The organism is uncultured Mailhella sp. (assembly GCF_944324615.1).
In the GTDB taxonomy this organism is placed as follows: domain Bacteria; phylum Desulfobacterota; class Desulfovibrionia; order Desulfovibrionales; family Desulfovibrionaceae; genus Mailhella.
Genome location: NZ_CALUWY010000001.1, coordinates 1 through 16,324, shown reverse-complemented (window position 1 = coordinate 16,324; position 16,324 = coordinate 1). Strand labels below are relative to the sequence as shown.

At 60.1% G+C, this 16,324-nt stretch carries 10 protein-coding genes, 2 tRNA genes and 2 pseudogenes; 4 read left to right on the top strand and 10 right to left on the bottom strand.

Annotated features, from left to right (window positions below; genetic code table 11):
* Positions 1-2 precede the first annotated feature (2 nt).
* From Q0K07_RS00070 to Q0K07_RS00040, 7 genes are all read right to left on the bottom strand, one after another.
* Positions 3-1,388: an FAD-linked oxidase C-terminal domain-containing protein gene (locus Q0K07_RS00070; protein ID WP_294554723.1), complete on the bottom strand. Its 1,386-nt coding sequence runs from the start codon at positions 1,386-1,388 to the stop codon at positions 3-5.
* A 771-nt stretch (positions 1,389-2,159) separates the two neighbouring features.
* Positions 2,160-3,455 (bottom strand): amidohydrolase, encoded by a 1,296-nt coding sequence (locus Q0K07_RS00065; protein WP_294554720.1) that lies wholly within the window; start codon positions 3,453-3,455, stop codon positions 2,160-2,162.
* Positions 3,456-3,511: 56 nt separating this feature from the next.
* Positions 3,512-4,426 carry a DUF2333 family protein gene (locus tag Q0K07_RS00060; RefSeq protein ID WP_294554716.1) on the bottom strand — a complete coding sequence of 305 codons (915 nt, stop codon included), beginning with the start codon at positions 4,424-4,426 and terminating at the stop codon, positions 3,512-3,514.
* Positions 4,427-4,708: 282 nt separating this feature from the next.
* On the bottom strand, positions 4,709-5,788 hold the full coding sequence (locus Q0K07_RS00055; protein ID WP_294554713.1) for a Xaa-Pro peptidase family protein: 1,080 nt from the start codon (positions 5,786-5,788) through the stop codon (positions 4,709-4,711).
* 457 nt (positions 5,789-6,245) lie between these two features.
* The gene (gene carA / locus Q0K07_RS00050; protein WP_294554711.1) at positions 6,246-7,385 is read right to left on the bottom strand and encodes a glutamine-hydrolyzing carbamoyl-phosphate synthase small subunit; all 1,140 of its coding nucleotides are present in this window, start codon (positions 7,383-7,385) and stop codon (positions 6,246-6,248) included.
* Positions 7,382-10,639: a carbamoyl-phosphate synthase large subunit gene (gene carB / locus Q0K07_RS00045; RefSeq protein ID WP_294554709.1), complete on the bottom strand. Its 3,258-nt coding sequence runs from the start codon at positions 10,637-10,639 to the stop codon at positions 7,382-7,384. Before carB ends, carA begins: the two co-directional genes overlap by 4 nt.
* A 306-nt stretch (positions 10,640-10,945) precedes the next feature.
* On the bottom strand, positions 10,946-11,773 hold the full coding sequence (locus Q0K07_RS00040; RefSeq protein WP_294554707.1) for a hemolysin family protein: 828 nt from the start codon (positions 11,771-11,773) through the stop codon (positions 10,946-10,948).
* Between the two features lie 428 nt (positions 11,774-12,201).
* Between Q0K07_RS00040 and Q0K07_RS00035 the strand changes: the two genes are divergently transcribed.
* Together Q0K07_RS00035 and Q0K07_RS00030 are read left to right on the top strand one after the other, a co-directional pair.
* Positions 12,202-12,288: transfer RNA gene (locus Q0K07_RS00035), tRNA-Leu, on the top strand.
* Between the two features lie 240 nt (positions 12,289-12,528).
* The gene (locus Q0K07_RS00030; protein WP_294554705.1) at positions 12,529-13,275 is read left to right on the top strand and encodes a hypothetical protein; all 747 of its coding nucleotides are present in this window, start codon (positions 12,529-12,531) and stop codon (positions 13,273-13,275) included.
* A 248-nt stretch (positions 13,276-13,523) separates the two neighbouring features.
* Here Q0K07_RS00030 and Q0K07_RS00025 read toward each other — a convergent pair whose 3' ends face one another.
* Together Q0K07_RS00025 and Q0K07_RS00020 are read right to left on the bottom strand one after the other, a co-directional pair.
* Positions 13,524-14,852, bottom strand: a complete 1,329-nt coding sequence (locus tag Q0K07_RS00025; RefSeq protein WP_294554703.1) for an OmpP1/FadL family transporter — start codon at positions 14,850-14,852, stop codon at positions 13,524-13,526.
* 89 nt (positions 14,853-14,941) lie between these two features.
* Entirely contained in the window at positions 14,942-15,466 is a 525-nt protein-coding gene (locus Q0K07_RS00020; protein WP_294554700.1) for a transposase, read from the bottom strand.
* A gap of 167 nt (positions 15,467-15,633) precedes the next feature.
* Here Q0K07_RS00020 and Q0K07_RS00015 point away from each other — a divergent pair.
* Both Q0K07_RS00015 and Q0K07_RS00010 read left to right on the top strand, forming a co-directional pair.
* Positions 15,634-15,710, top strand: a tRNA-Met gene (locus Q0K07_RS00015).
* A 257-nt stretch (positions 15,711-15,967) separates the two neighbouring features.
* Positions 15,968-16,081: pseudogene (locus Q0K07_RS00010) on the top strand (IS5/IS1182 family transposase); the annotation flags it as partial.
* Positions 16,082-16,096: 15 nt separating this feature from the next.
* On the opposite strand, the pseudogene Q0K07_RS00005 reads toward Q0K07_RS00010, so the two are convergent.
* A pseudogene (locus tag Q0K07_RS00005) lies at positions 16,097-16,245 on the bottom strand (transposase); the annotation flags it as partial.
* Positions 16,246-16,324: the final 79 nt, after the last annotated feature.

The following is a 16,324-nucleotide window of genomic DNA, read 5'->3' as shown; positions in this document are numbered from 1 at the left end:
GATCAGATCCCCGTGATTTTGCAGGCGTTGAACAGGCCCTTGGGATCAATGGCGCGGCGCATGCGCTGGGAGAAGAGGATGGTGCCCTTGCTGGTTTCCTTTTCCATCCACTTGGCCTTGGCGGTGCCGATGCCGTGTTCACCGGAAAGGGTGCCGCCGAGCTTGAGGGCCACGTCGAAGATTTCGTCCACCGCAGCTTCCACGCGGGCGAATTCTTCCTTGTCGCGCTTGTCGCACAGGATGGTGGGATGCAGGTTGCCGTCGCCGGCATGACCGAAGGTGCCCATGTCCACCTTGTACTTGGCCGCGATTTCATTGAGGTTTTTAATCATGGCCGGGATCTTGGAGCGCGGAACGGTGGCGTCTTCCAGCACGCAGGTGGGACGGGCGCGGGCAAGGGCGGGCAGAGCGTTGCGGCGGGCCGCCCACAGCTTGTTCTTTTCCTCGGCGTCCTTGGGAATGTGAATGCCCGTGGCGTTGCACTTCTTGAGCACTTCCTCCACGATGGCGGCTTCGTCGGCCACCTGTCCGGGGTGCCCGTCCACTTCAATGAGCAGCATGGCCGCGGCTTCCACGGGCAGACCGATCTTCTGGTCGGCTTCCACATACTTCAGGGTGGCCTGATCGAGCAGTTCCAGCGTGCAGGGCACCACATGGGCGGCGATCATGGCGGCCACGGCGTCGGCGGCATCCTGCACGTCGGCAAATTCGGCCGTGATGGCGCGGGAGGCGCGGGGCGGCGGAACCAGCTTGAGAATGGCCTTGCTGATGACGCCCATGGTGCCTTCGGAACCGACCATGAGGCCCGCCAGGTTGAAGCCGGTCACGCATTTGACGGTGCGGGAACCGGTTTTCACGAGGTTGCCTTCGTAGTCATAGAATTCCAGGCCCATGACGTAGTCCTTGGTGACGCCGTACTTCAGGCCGCGCAGGCCGCCGGCGTTCTCGGCAATGTTGCCGGCCAGGGTGGACACGGACATGGAACCCGGATCGGGCGGATAGAAAAGTCCCCTGGCTTCCACGGCGGCGGCGAACTGGGCCGTCACCACGCCGGGCTGCACCACGGCGTACAGGTCTTCGGTGTTGATTTCGAGAATCTTCTGCAGGCTGTTGGTGAGAATGACGGCACTGTCCACCGTGTCCGGCACCGTACCTCCGGAGAGGTTGGAACCCGCGCCGCGCACGGTGATGGCCAGCCCGGCCTCATAGCACAGGCGTATGGCCTCTCCTATCTGCTCCGTCTGGGTAGGACGAAGAACCAGCGCCGGAACCTTGGCTGGAAGCACGGCGCTGTCGTAGGAGTAGCACTGCCTGTCGGCTTCGCTGGTGAACACATTCTCGGAACCCAGCAGAGCACTCAGTTCTTTGATTAAATTAGGACTGATCATGACATCCCCTCCCCGAAGGGTTATAAAAGACAGGAAAATACATACAATTTTTACACTAATAAAATAAAGGTAAAACCACAATCAATGCAAGCGGTTTTTCCTGAAATGACGGAACTTTTGCCCGTCGTTCTTTTTTTCGCAAGAAGAGAGGCGTCGCAGAGAGGTGTAGCTTGTTGATATTACAGGCAATAACATAGTTTTCGGGTAGGAAAGGGGGAAAAGTTCCCGTGAAAGGCCTTCACGGGGAGCCAGCGGGGCGCTTTTGTGCACGGCTGCGTGAGGATATTGTGAACGGAAGCGCGGTACGGCGGGAAAACTACTGCCGTGCAACGTTTCTGCTGCTGCAGGGGTGCGTACGGATTTTTACAGGAGCACGGCGATGTTTTTGCCGCATACGCCCGCGGCATGGAAAAAACGGCGCGCAACTTTTCACACTTTTCCGTTGTGCGGAGTTTTCACCACGGAAAAGAGCGTTTTTTGCGGGCGTTTCATAAGAGCGCATGCGTGCAGACACGTTCCTTCCGGCAGGGAAAGGTTCACGAAAAGAGAAAAAGCGTGATCAGGGGCGGAAAGAGGGAGGAACACGCTTCTTTTCGCACGGACGAGGAAGCCTCAGAGCAGGGCTTTCCGGCAGGGCAGAGGCCTTCGGGCCCGGTACCGGCCTTTGGGGGCCAAGATGCCCTGCGCTCCGGCAGATGGTGCAGGCGCCGTGTTCCCCGGCCTTCAGGAAGATGAAGAGACCGGGAACCTTGCCGGATCCGGAAACGGGATTCAGCGCCTGTCGAGAGCAAGCACGAGTGTTGTCAGAAGCTCCACGGAGGGCATGAGCACCTCTTCGTGAAAGTCGAAATCCGGGGAGTGATGGCCTGCGGCAAGCTCGCTTCCCAGCATGATGTAGGTGGCGTCGCCTCCCTGTTCCTGCACGGCGGCCATGTGCACGCAGGCGTCGTCGCTGCCGAAGCCGGGCGCGCTGTCTTCCACAAGCTCCGGCCGGAACCACGGCACGTTTTCCGCGCTTTCTCGGACAAGGCGGATCAGGGCGTCGTCGCTTCCCGCACTGCCGGAACCTCCCATGATGCGGATGTCGCACTGCTGTTCGTACATGGCGGCCGTGTGCTCGATGATGGAACGGCAGTGCTCGAACATGTACTCGTTCACGGCGGTGGTGGAGCCGCGCGTTTCGCATACCATGCGGGCGAGGGCGGGAATGGTGTTGCGCCCGCTTCCCGCCTCAAGTCTGCCCACGGTGATGCGGGAATCGCCTTCTCCGTGGCGGGGCAGGGCGTGCATGTTGAGCGCGGCGCTTGCGGCCGCAAGAAGGGAGTTTGCGCCCTTGTGGGGTTCGGCCCCGGCATGGGCGGCCCGTCCGGTGAAGGTCACGTCGAACTTGGTGGTGGCCAGAAAGCCGCGCGCTCCGCATACGAGGCTGTGGTCGCGCCTGGCCCACATGCCGATATGCGCGGCGATCATGTGCCGGGCCCCTTCCAGAAGTCCCGCCCCGGCCATGGCCCGCGCGCCCCGGCAGCCCTCTTCGCCGGGCTGGAAGAGCAGGCGCACGTTGCGGGTGAGGCTTTCCTTCCTTTTGGCCAGTTCCCGGGCAAGGCCCAGACCTATGGCGATGTGCCCGTCGTGTCCGCAGGCATGGCAGATGCCTCTGTGCAGGGAGGCAAAGCCTTCCTGATGCGGCAGGTGGGAAGGCTTTTCGGATTCCTCCACGTCCACGGCGTCGATGTCGAAGCGCAGCACGGTGTGCGCGGGCAGATCGGGGCGTATGTCCACCGCAAGGCCCGTGATGCCGTTCATGCGCTCAAGCCATGCCTTCGGCGCGCCTTCGCGCAAGGCCCGCTCCCGGGCCTTACGCAGCGTGTTTTCATCGGGCACGCCCATGCGCGCTTCTGCCAGGGAGACGCATTCCCCCACCAGGGGAGAGAGTCCGGTTTCTTCCAGTTCCTGCGCGATGCGCGCCGTGGTCCAGAATTCCGCCATGCCGGTTTCGGCATGCTGATGGAACAGTCTGCGGAGGGCGGAGAGCTGCTCCTGCGAGATGGAAAGGGAATGATCGTTCATGGCATGAGGGGAAAAAGGAGAAAGGGGGAAGGACGATGTCCTTCCCCCGGTGCGGGTCAGATTCTCAGGCTGTCGCGGATGTCGGTGAGACGGTTCCGGGCAAAGAGCAGGTAGGAGATGATGAGTTCTCCGGAGTTGAACGACGAGGTGATGTACAAGGGATCGTAATTGCAGATGAGATCCATGTAGCGCATGGCCTCGGTCATGTTCTGCTCGTTGTTCTTGTTGCCGATTTCCGGATACAGCTCATACATGGCCTTCAGGTAGTCGCGCACCACATAAATGACGCCCTGCGCCTCGTAGATGCGGTTGTCCAGCGTGTAGAAGGGCAGGTCCTGACTGTCGTTGAGCAGGCCGAGGGCGTAGCCGAACACGGTTTCGCCCAGAATGAGGTTGAAGGCGGAGTAGATGTCGTCGGTGCGGCAGTTGTACACGGCCTTGCCCGCCAGCAGATCCTTCTTGTACTGCTCGGTCATGGAAAGGGCCTTCTTGAAGGAACCTTCCGCCGAGGGGATGAACAGCATGCCCCAGCGCTGGGGGCTGATGGCGAAGTGATTGAGGCGCGCGTTGTAGAGCAGGTCGTTTTCCCTGTCGTTGCTGCCGAGTTTGGCGATGACCGTGGAGTAGTGGTCAAAGAGCATCTTGGTGGCCACATAGGTGCCGAACTGCCGGTAGGCCCGATTGTCCATGATCCAGCGGTTGAAGAGAATGTCGTTGGCCGTCCAGCCGAAGGTGGAGTTCAGCTCCGCGTTCATGCGGTTGGTCAGTGCCGTGAGAAGCTCAGCCCCCCGGGCCTGTTCCGTCATGTCCTTCTGCACGTTCACCTGATAGACCGGGAAGGTGACGGGGTCTATCATCGTATAGAGCTTCTGAGAGCCCCATACCGTGAACAGTATGCCGACAAAAAGCAGCACCTGAATGCCCAGTGTTTTGGCGACAATGATAAAGTGTCGCTTTTCGGGGTGTATCATGTGTTTCTCCTGAAAAGGGTGTTGAGGTCGAAGCCGTTTCGCCTGCGGGGCGCTCCGGCGTGAGGGTACATCCCGTACTGTCTGTCTATCATCATTCCCTGCGTTTTTTCAACTTTCGAAGTCTTGCAGAGCCTCCCGGGGAAAGGCGGGCGCCATGGCAGGGCGCGCACGTTCTCTCTTCCGGGCACGCGGAAAGGCCGCACCCGGAGAACACGGTGCACGACAGGCCGCCCGGCACAGAGTATGCGGCGCATGTTCGGGCGGAGCAGCCTTCGGAGGCGGCTAGAACACGCGGCAGCCGTCTTCGGTGATCACGGCCATGTATTCCCAGCGGGCGCCGCCCCAGCCGGGGAAGTACAGCCCCGGCTCTATGGTCACCACCATGCCGGGCTGCAGGGGGCTGGTATTGTATATGCTGAGGCGGGGCCCTTCATGGGTTTCCAGCCCCACGCCGTGCCCCAGCGAATGGGTGAAATAGCGGTCCATGCCGCAGGAGGCGAAGTAATCCACGGCAATCTGATGCACTTCCCTGCCCGTGACGCCGGGGCGCAATGCGGCAATGGCGCGGCGCTGGGCCTCCTGCACGCGCTCCAGCATTTCCGTGAAGCGCGGTTCGGGCCTGTCGCCTATCCAGCAGGTGCGGGTCTGGTCGGAGCAGTACTGGTTCAGGCGGCAGCCTTCATCCACCAGCACCATGCAGTTTTCCGTGAACACGGCGGGCTGTTCCGGAGCATAGTGGGGAAGGGCGGCATTGGCGTTCATGGCCACGATGGAGGGAAAGCTCAGTTCCGAGGCTCCGTTTTCACGGTAGAATTTTTCTATGGCCCAGGCCACGGAGGCTTCATCCTGCCCGGGAACAAGCACGGAGGGCAGCCAGTCGAGCATGCGGTGATTGAGCTTCACCGAGGCGTCGATGCGGCGGATTTCCTCCTCATCCTTGATTTCGCGCAGCTTTTCCACAAGGCCGTCCGCTCCCTTGAGCGAAAGCCCCGGTTCCAGCCTCCGGGCATAGCCCAGGGAAAGGTGTTCCTCTTCTATGCCGATGACGCCGGAAGCGCCGCACAGCTTTTTCAGAAGGCCGTTGAGCGCTTCGGAAGAGGCGGAATGGTAGATGAATATGCGCTCCCTGTCCCAGAGCTTGCCGGCGGCCTCCTCATAGCGCGAATCGGTGCACAGCCAGTCCTTGCCGTCCTTCATGATGATGAGGCAGCCCGAACTTTCGTTGCACTGGCAGTCGTGCAGCTCGAAGCCGGAAAGGTAGAAGCGGTTGGCGCTCTGGCTGACCAGAAGGGCGTCCAGCCCTTCTTCATACATGAGGCGGCGCAGTTTTTCTCTGCGCAGGGCAAAGGTTTCTTTGTTCATGGTATCCTCTGGCCGCTTCTTCTGCGGGAAGGCGGCGTGTTTTTTGTCCGTTCGGGCATGGTTCTTTCCGGGCCGCGGGCTGCCGGAGCCTGCGCTGTTCCCTGCGGAATCAGAGCATGTTTTTCTGACCCGGGGCGGAAAGGTTCCGCCTCCGCCTGTGCCGGCACCCCGCAGGGGCGCGCACGTTCTGCGGGCCGGAAGCCGTGGCGGCAGAACAGGGCGTCTGAGCGGGCAGTTCCATACCGGAGGCACAGGCGGCTTTTTCGCTCTGGAGAATACGGTTTTTTCCGGGAAAAGCCAACGATGCGCGGAAGGCCCGCTCCTCCCGGCCGGCAGAAGAAGGCGGCCGGGAGGAGCGGGCCTTCCGGCATCATCGGGCAGAACAATGCAGAAGGGCATAAAAAAGCGGGCGAAGCGCCTTGTTGCGCCTCGCCCGCATGGAGTTTTTCCGGAAATCCTACTTTCCGGCCTTGGCCTTCAGCACCATTTCCTTGAAATCGGTGAAGAAGGTGCGGCTGTCGGTGGGACCTGCGGCCGCTTCGGGGTGATGCTGCACCGTCATGATGGGCTTTTCAGGATGGCGGAAGCCTTCCAGAGTGCCATCGTTGAGGTTCACATACACCTTTTCCACGCCTTCGGGCGGAATCACGCAGAAGCCGTGGTTCTGGGAAGAGATTTCGATGCGCCCGGTCAGCAGGTTCTTGACCGGGTGGTTCACGCCGTGATGGCCGAACTTCAGTTTGGTGGTGGTGCCGCCGAGGGCGTGACCGAGGAGCTGATGTCCGAGGCAGATGGCGCCGATGGGGAAAATTTCCGTCATCTTGGCGATTTCCGCAATTTCGGGCTTCAGGGTGGCGGGGTCGCCGGGGCCGTTGGAAAGGAACACGCCGTCGGGGCGCACGGCCTTCACCTGTTCGCAGGTGAAGGAGGGCGGCACCACGAGAAGTTCCATATCCTGCGCGGAGAGAAGGCGCAGGATGTTCCACTTGATGCCGAAGTCGTACACCACGATGTTGAGCGCCCTGCCCGCAGGCCAGTTGTAGGAGCCGTCGGCGTTCAGGCTCACGGGGGCGGGGCGGCCGGCTTCGGCGTCCCAGCGGTAGGGGGCGGAGGGAGCCACGCGGGTGACGAGGTTCTGTCCTTCCATGGAAGGCAGTTCGTTCGCCTTTTTCACCAGTTCCTCAGGGTTGAGGATGCTGGTGGAAATGCAGCCGCGCATGGCGCCGTTCTTGCGAAGGTGCAGGGTGAGGGCACGGGTGTCGATGCCTTCGATGCCGGGAACGCCCTGACGCATGAGGAACTCGGGCAGGCTTTCCGTGGCGCGCCAGTTGGAGGGTTCCTTGCAGCATTCCTTCACGATGAGGGCCGACATGTGCACCTTTTCCGATTCCATGTCGTCGGGGTTGATGCCGTAGTTGCCGATGAGCGGATAGGTGAGGCACACCATCTGACCCGCGTAGGACGGGTCGGTGAGCAGTTCCTGATATCCGGCCATGGCGGTGTTGAAAATGACTTCGCCGCCGGTCAGTTCGATGGGGCCGGTGAAGGATTCGCCTTCAAGGGTGAAGCCGTCTTCGAGGGCGAGCAGAGCTTTCATGCGCGTTCTCCTTTGATCGCTCCGGCATAGTAGTCCTGGATGCACTCCACGCGGAGGGCCTTGTTCTGCTGATGCTGGATGGCGCGGGCAATGGCGCGTGCGCCGGAAATCGTGGTGGTAAAGGACACGCCGTAGTGCAGCGTGGTCTGACGGATGGCCCGGGAGTCGTGGGTGGTACGCTTGCCGGAAGCGGTGTTGATGACCATGGCCACTTCACCGTTCTTGATCATGTCCACGATGTTCGGGCGGCCTTCATGCACCTTGAGCACGGGCTGCACGTCCAGCCCGGCTTCCTTGAGCAGCTTTGCCGTGCCGTGGGTGGCGAGCAGTTCAAAGCCGAGGTCCGCGTAGGACTTGGCGATGGGCACCACGAATTCCTTGTCGCGGTCGTTCACGGAAATGAACACCTTGCCGTAGGAAGGCAGGCTCTGACCGGCGCCGAGCTGGCTCTTCAGGAAGGCTTCGTCGAAGGTGCAGGCCACGCCCATGACTTCGCCGGTGGAGCGCATTTCAGGTCCGAGCAGAATATCCACGCCGGGGAAGCGCTTGAAGGGGAACACGGCTTCCTTCACGCACACATAGCCCGTCTTGCGCATGGACCAGGGGTCGAGTTCGGCCAGCGTCTTGCCCAGCATGATCTGCGTGGCGAGGCGGGGCAGGGGCACGCCCGTGGCCTTGGACACGAAGGGCGCGGTACGGGAGGCGCGGGGGTTCACTTCGAGGATGAAGATCTTTCCGTCCTTCACGGCGAACTGGATGTTCATGAGGCCGACCACGCGCAGTTCCTTGGCGAGGGCGATGGTCTGGCGGCTGATTTCCTCCACGATTTCATCGGGCAGGGAATAGGGCGGCAGGGAGCAGGCCGAGTCGCCGGAATGGATGCCCGCGGCTTCGATGTGTTCCATGATGCCGGCAACGTACACATCCTTGCCGTCGGCCAGAGCGTCCACGTCCATTTCAATGGCGTTTTCCAGGAACTGGTCGATGAGGATGGGATGTTCGGGCGTATCGGTGCCCACCACGTTGCGGAAGTAGTCGTCCAGATCATCGGGGCCGTAGCAGACCATCATGGCGCGGCCGCCCAGCACATAGCTCGGGCGCACGATGATGGGATAGCCTATGCGCGCGGCTTCTTCCTTGGCCACGTCCAGAGAGATGCAGGTGCCGTTCTGCGGCTGCAGAAGGTGCAGCTTCTGGATGAGGGCCTGGAAGCGTTCGCGGTCTTCGGCGCGGTCGATGGCGTCGGGGCTGGTGCCGAGAATGGGCACGCCTGCGCGCTGGAGCGGCACGGCGAGGTTCAGCGGCGTCTGCCCGCCGAACTGCACGATGACGCCGTCGGGCTTTTCGGCCTCCACGATGTGCATCACGTCTTCAAAGGTGAGCGGCTCGAAGTACAGGCGGTCGGAAGTGTCGTAGTCGGTGGACACGGTTTCGGGGTTGGAGTTGACCATGATGGCTTCCACCCCCTCGTCGCGCAGGGCGAAGGAGGCGTGGCAGCAGCAGTAGTCGAACTCTATGCCCTGGCCTATGCGGTTGGGGCCGCCGCCGAGAATGATGACCTTCTTGCGGTCGTGCACGTCGAGTTCGCGGCCGGTTTCGTAGGTGGAATAGAAGTAGGGGGTGTAGGCTTCAAATTCCGCGGCGCAGGTATCCACGAGGTAATAGACCGGTTCCGTGCCCGTGGCCTTGCGCAGGGCGGCAACGTCGCTTTCCGGGCGCTTCCACATTTCGGCAAGCTGCCTGTCGGAGAAGCCGAATTCCTTGGCGCGGCGCAGAAGGCGCGTGAGTTCCGGGTTGTCGGGCGTCATGGAGTTGCCGAGGGCAAAGTCGCGAAGTTCCCCTTCCATGTTCACGATGTCGCGGATCTGGCGCAGGAACCACGGATCAATGGCCGTGACGGCATGGATTTCTTCCACACTCATGCCCGCGAGAAGGGCATGACGCAGGGCGAAGATGCGCCTGGAGTTGGGCGTGCGCAGTTTCGCCATGATTTCGTCCATGGAAGGCAGGGCGCCGCGGAAGTGGCTGCCGAGGCCGGGAGCGCCGATTTCCAGGGAACGCAGGCCCTTCTGCAGGGCTTCCTTGAAGGTACGGCCTATGGCCATGGTTTCGCCCACGCTCTTCATGGAGGTGGTGAGCTCGTCCTTGGCGCCGGCGAACTTTTCAAAGGTGAAACGGGGAATCTTCACCACGCAGTAGTCGATGGCGGGCTCGAAGCTGGCCATGGTCTCGCGGGTGATGTCGTTGGGAATTTCGTCCAGGGTGTAGCCGATGGCCAGCTTGGCCGCAATCTTGGCGATGGGGAAGCCGGTAGCCTTGGACGCCAGCGCGGAGGAGCGGGACACGCGGGGGTTCATCTCAATGACGACCAGTTCGCCGTTTTCGGGGTTCAGGCCGAACTGCACGTTGGATCCGCCGGTTTCCACGCCGATTTCACGCATGATGGCGATGGAGGCGTCGCGGATCTTCTGATATTCCACGTCGGTGAGCGTCTGCACAGGGGCCACGGTGATGGAGTCGCCGGTGTGCACGCCCATGGGATCGAGGTTTTCAATGGAGCACACGATCACGCAGTTGTCCTTGCGGTCGCGCATGACTTCCATTTCGATTTCCTTCCAGCCGAGCACCGACTGTTCCACCAGCACTTCGCTGGTGATGGAGGCGTCGAGGCCGCCGGCGGCGATTTCTTCCAGGTCTTCCTGGTTGTAGGCCACGCCGCCGCCGGAGCCGCCCAGGGTGAAGGCCGGGCGTATGATGAGCGGGAAGGGCATTTCCGAAGCGATGCGGCGCACATCTTCCATGTTGCGGGCGATTTCGCTGCGGGGCACCTTGATGCCGATGTTCTCCATGGCGGCGCGGAACAGTTCGCGGCTTTCCGCCTTTTCAATGACCTTGGCGTTGGCGCCGATGAGCTCCACGCCGCATTCCGCGAGCACGCCCATCTTTTCGAGGGCAAGAGCGGTGTTCAGGCCGGTCTGGCCGCCCAGGGTGGGCAGAATGGCGTCGGGCTTTTCCTTGCGGACGATGGCGGCCACGGTTTCAGGTTCAATGGGTTCGATATAGGTCCGGTCGGCAAGACCGGGGTCGGTCATGATGGTAGCCGGGTTGGAATTGACAAGGATGACTTCGTACCCTTCTTCCTTGAGGGCTTTCACGGCCTGGGTACCGGAATAGTCGAATTCACAGGCCTGGCCGATGACGATCGGACCCGAACCTATGACCATAATGCGCTTAAGGTCTGTACGCTTAGGCATATTCCGCTCCTAAAGTGGGTTTAAACTTGCGTATGATTACACGTTGCCCCGAGATAATCAAGCGTCGTGCGTCATGCCGGGCCGGAGACCCGTTTCCGGCTCCTTCCCTCTGTCGCGGAAAGATGGCGGCCGTGCCCGGAAGGCGGCGCGGTACGGCGGCCTTCTGTCTGCGGCTTCTGCGGGACGGAACATCGGTCCGGAGCGTTTTTTCATGGCTTTTCTGAAGCGGCGGCTTTCTCCCCGCCTCTGGGGCAGTGGAGGGAGGGCATAAAAAAAGCCATGGGGGAAACCCATGGCTTCGGGAGCTTATTCTTCGCTGCTTTCCCGCGTGGCGATGACGGTGTGTATCTGCTTGGCGTCGGCATCGGCAATGGTGAACAGCCAGCCGCCTATGCGGAACTCTTCGTCCTTCTGCGGAACGTGGCCCGCGTCCAGGCTGAGATAGCCGCCGATGGTGTCCACTTCGTCGGATTCCAGATGAATGCCGAGTTCTTCCAGTTCTTCCAGATAGGCGCGGCCGGAAAGTTCATACCTGCCGCCTTCCAGGGGCCGGATGTCCTCTTCCTTGGGAGCGTCGTGCTCGTCTTCAATGTCGCCCACGATGACTTCCAGCAGGTCTTCAATGGTGGCAAGCCCGGAGGTGCCGCCGTATTCGTCCACCACGATGGCCAGGTGGTTCTTGCGGCTGCGGAATTCCTGCAGAAGCTCGCTGGCGATCTTGGTTTCAGGCACGAAGAAGGGCTGGCTCATGATGGAATCCACCGGGGCGCTCTGCAGCTCCACCTGCATGAGGGAGCTCAGCATGTCCTTGGCGTGCACGATGCCTATGATGTTGTCGCGGGTTTCCTTGTAGACGGGCAGGCGGGAATGCCCCGTTTCCACAATGGCTCCCGCCGCATCGCGGATGCTCGTGCCCGAGGGCAGGCAGTCGATGTCCGTGCGGGGCGTCATGATGTCCTGCACCTGGATCTCGTCCAGAGAAAGGATGGAGAGCAGCATGGAACCTTCTTCCGCCTTCAGCTCGCCGTCTTCGCGCGCTTCGCGGATAGCCTGTTCCAGATGATCTTCCGAGGATTTGCCGGAAAAGAAAGAACCGATTTTTGACCACACGGTACTGTGGGATTCGCCGTCCAAGACGATACTCCTTGATAGAGGGTTCAGGCCGGGGAAACAGCTATGCCGCAAGGCAAGGGCCGGAAAGTCCGGCTCCGGCTCGAAAAAGCCCGCACTTCGGGCGCAATGGCTGGGAAAAACATGCGTTCCGCCGCAGAAAGGGCGGAATGCCGGAAACAGAAACGCGCCCGCGCGCGGAACCGGGTGAGGGGAACGTCGGAAGGCTGACAGCCGGCATCTTCCTGGGAAGAAAGAGGACTGTCGTTGTTTTGATCGGTCGTTGAGCGGGTATTGTTCATGTCAGATCCAGATTTTGGTGGCCAGAATAGCTTGTTCAGGACAAAAAGGCAAGACACGGCGCGGAGCCGGGAGCTTTTTTCCGCGCCTCTCCGGCGGAAGGCGGCCCTGTGGTTGACCTTGCGCCGTGAAATCTATATAGATGCTTCTGTGCCGGAATGGTGGAATTGGTAAACGCAGCGGACTCAAAATCCGCCGGTGGCGACACCTTGAGAGTTCGAGTCTCTCTTCCGGCACCAGATATTTCAAGCACCTGCCCGCGCAGGTGCTTTTTGCGTTTAAAGGCCGGGCCTTCAACATCCGGGGCGTACTGTGCGCGGCGGAGGGGGAAAAGCCCGGGCCTTCTGCGTCACGGTGCGGCATGGCCGCATCCGGCCTTCCTCTGCCCGGGGTGCGGATACGGCACGGACTTTTCACCTTTTCTGCTTTTGTGTACCATGCCGGGAACATACGAAACCACAAGAAAAGGCGGGAAGAACATGGCGTTCAACGGCTGGGAAAACGTGAAGGAAGGCGAGGAATTTTCCGCGGAAGAGATTGCCGCGTTTTACGGGAAGCTGGGGCCCTATTCCCTGCTTGAGCCGCTGCGGCGCAGCCTTTGGGGGCGCTACCCGCTCATGGTGCGGGCCGTGGCCTTTGACGGCGTGGAAGGTATGTTCAAGCCTGGAGAAAGGGTGCGGCTTTTTCTGCGGGAAGAGGAGGACGGGTACAACCTCACCGCCTTTCCCGAGCACATGCTGGAAAAGGAAGGGAGCCTGCGCCCCTTCATCGGCATGGCGGAAGAAAAGGCCATACAGTCTTCTTCCCCTGCATGGAATGAAAAGTGGACGGACATGTTCTGCGCCCGGGATTACTGCCTGCCCTTCTGCGATTCCCTCATGAAGCTGGAGCCGCCTTATACCGATGAGCAGATGGAGGAGCTGTACCGCTCCTTTGCCGACGAATACGCGGAGCACGACGGCCGCTGCGCCATGATTTCCGGTCTGTACCGCACCGGAGCGAAGCGCTTTTCCGCCTTCTGCTTTGCACTGGCCCGCGAAGGCATGGAGGAACCCGACGGTTCGCGGTATTTCGCGCCCTGGGATGTGGTGCTTCTGTTCTTTGAGCTTAACGAGGAAGGGGAGTTCGGCGCCGTGGCCACCGTGCCCCTGCGCCTGGTCAATTTCTACGACCCGGAACAACTCAGGACCTTTGCCGAAGAGCTGGAAAAACAGTGGAGTGACTGAATGCCCTGTTGTTACGACAGGGGCGGCGGACATGCCGCGGGCGTGTTCAGCCTGAGACAGGGGGATTTCGGCCTGTGCGGCAGGGCGTCAGCTTCCTACCTTTAAAGGAAGGCACGGGCCGAGTTTCTTCGCGCATTTTTTCTGCCGGAAGAGCGTGCTTCCGGCAGCTGCGGGCGGCGCGGCCGCCTGAGCAAAAAAGAAAGGGGAAGGCTGAATGTCAGCCTTCCCCTTTCTGCGCTGCGGCGTCCTCAGAATTTGTACCCGATGCCTATGCCGAAGTTGTGGGCATGGGGATGGGTGGTGTGGCCGGCCACCACGCCGCCTTCAGGATGCTGCATGGAAGCGAGCGTGTAGTCGAGCACATGGTTGTGGATGTACATGTACGCGATGTCGAAGGTCCAGTTCTTGTAGAAGAAGCCTACGCCGGCGGTGTAGTAGTTTCTGCCGTTGGAGGGCACCATGTAGTCGGCGTTGCCGATGTTCATGGGCGAGGTTTCATACATGAAGCCGAGGCGCAGGGCCATCCAGTCCACGGGCTTGTATTCGGCGGAAAGGCCGAGGGTCCAGCTGTTTTCCCAGTGCCTGTCGGTGTTCTGCCACTGATTCACCGGGGACTTCATGTACATGTTGAAGTCGCGGAAGCGGCTCCAGAGCGTGTACACGGCGTCGGCTTCAAAGCTCAGGTTCTCCAGCGGCTTATAGGCCACGCCGAAGCCGATGGAATCGGGCAGGTGCAGCGTGCCGCGCAGGCGGGAGTTCTGGATCATGGCAATCTGGGGATTCAGGCCGAGGGGCGTCTTGCCGAGCTGATTGTCGTAGCGCGTCTTGCCGCTCACCTTGAGGCTCATGGGCGCGCGGTAGGTGAGGCCGAGGGACCACTGATCGTTGATTTTCGCATGCAGGGCCACGTTGCCGCCGAAGGAAACGCCGTGCCCGTTGATGTTCACGTCGCCGGGTTCGCCCAGGCCGTAGTAGCCGGCAGCGCCGGCAAGGGTTGCGTTCTGGTTGAGGTTCTTGCGCATCTGCATGGAGGCGCTCATCATTTCCACGCCCACGGCCAGGGAGAGATGGTCGTTGAACTTGTAGGCGATGCTGGGATTGATGGAGTTTGTGATGAGCTGCACGCTCTGCAGGTTGTATCCGCCGGGCCATTCGTTGGGGTACTTCACGCCCAGACCGAAACGGGTGAAGGTGGCAAAGCCGAACCACAGCTTGTCGTTGATCTGATGGGTGAGGTAGAAGGACGGAATGGGCCAGGTCTGATGCGCGCTGTGGAAGTTGCCCGTGTCGTTGCCTGCTCTGTCGCGGGTGTCCACGCCCCAGTAGAACTGCGAAACGGCAAGGTTGGCCTGCATCTGCGTTCCGTCAAGGAGCGTCATGGCCGCAGGGTTGTAGGCAAGGGTGGAGGCGTCGCCGCCGCGGGCGATGAGACCGCCGGCAAGGCCCATGCCCCGGGCGCTGTTCTCCATGATGGCAAAGCCTTCAGCGAAGGCGCGGCCGGAAGGAATAAGGAAGGAAAGGGAAACGAACAGGCAGAACGCGCAGAGAGCGCGCGCACGCACGGAAAAACGGTTCATCACATAACTCCTGCTGCCGAGATGCAAAAAAGCGGGCCGACAAGGCCTGAAGCCATGTGATGAACGATAGGCCGTCTTGATAAGTTAAATCAAGATTTGAATGTATCCGTAAATAAAGCCGTGGCCTTGTCGCAAAGTGCCTTGGCACGTTCGCGGCTGCGGCGGCTGATGACGGGTCGCCAGATGCGGTATTCCTCGGGGGCGTCGGGTTCCGCGTGGCCGTCGGCAAGGTGGGCGCCGCCCTTGCCCGCGCCCTGGGCGGCGGGCTTGGCTCCGCGCGTGGTGTCCAGCGTCCATTCCCACGCAATACCCTTCATTTCTTCAAATTCTGCAAGGCCTTTCTTCCAGAGTTCGCTGAAAAAACCCTGCGCTTCCCACTTCTTGAAGTAGGCGTGTATGGAGCTGGGGCTGCCGTAGAATTCCTTGGGAAGAGACTTCCACTGCGTACCGGTTTTCAGGACATAAACAATGGCCGAAAAGACTTTGCGCTGATCGAGCGGTTTGCGTCCACCGCCGGAAATGCGCTGATACACTTTTTCAGGATCGCGCACGGTTTCGGGGATGAGCGGCTTGACGGCTTCCCAGAACGAATCAGATATTTCCCAGAATTTCATGACCTTAAACCCATATACGAGATGTGTTGGTGAAAAGTTTAGCATAAAAGACAAGGGAAGTCAGCACCTGCTTATTTACGGATAAGAAAAGGCGAAAAAATTTTTCACGGAAGCGAAAAAAAATTGTTGACAGTCCGGAACAGCCGGGCTATAGATAGCGAACACGACGCGGGGTGGAGCAGCTTGGTAGCTCGTCGGGCTCATAACCCGAAGGTCGTAGGTTCAAATCCTGCCCCCGCAACCAAGAAAATCAGGCACTTACAGTTTTCTAACCGTAAGTGCCTTTTCATTTTTCTAACCTATTTCTAACCAAAAGGGGAAGATAAGTGCTGACGCTTGCGGTGCGTCCAATGGAAACATACCAGAGGGGTATTCCGGGCTGTGCTCTTCTCGCTGAGACAGTAACTCACTTGAGGGCGCGTCTTACCCCATTCCTAGGTTCAGGACTCATTAATTGCCAAAAAAATAAGAAGTCCTTATTGTCGGCATAGGGAGGATGCCATGAAGGAACTTTTTTATCTTTCTCATGAACAGATTGCTCGTATCAAATGCTACTTTCCTCGTTCCCATGGCATTCCGAGAGTCGATGACAGGCGTGTCGTCAGCGGCATTATCTAGGCTCAGGACTCATTAAAGGTAAAAAATAACGATAGCCGCAAGGTGAATTGCTGAAAGGAATGTATGAGCACAGCGATCATAGCGCATGGCTATGTGACGCCAGTCATTCACCGGGAAAACATGTGTTCTATCTTGTGATGCTGGAGATATTGTTTCTTGTTGCAATACTCATGACTCTTGTATTTTTCCGAGAAGGAATGCAGGGAGTGCAACCTCGATTTTTCAAAAAACTGCGAATCC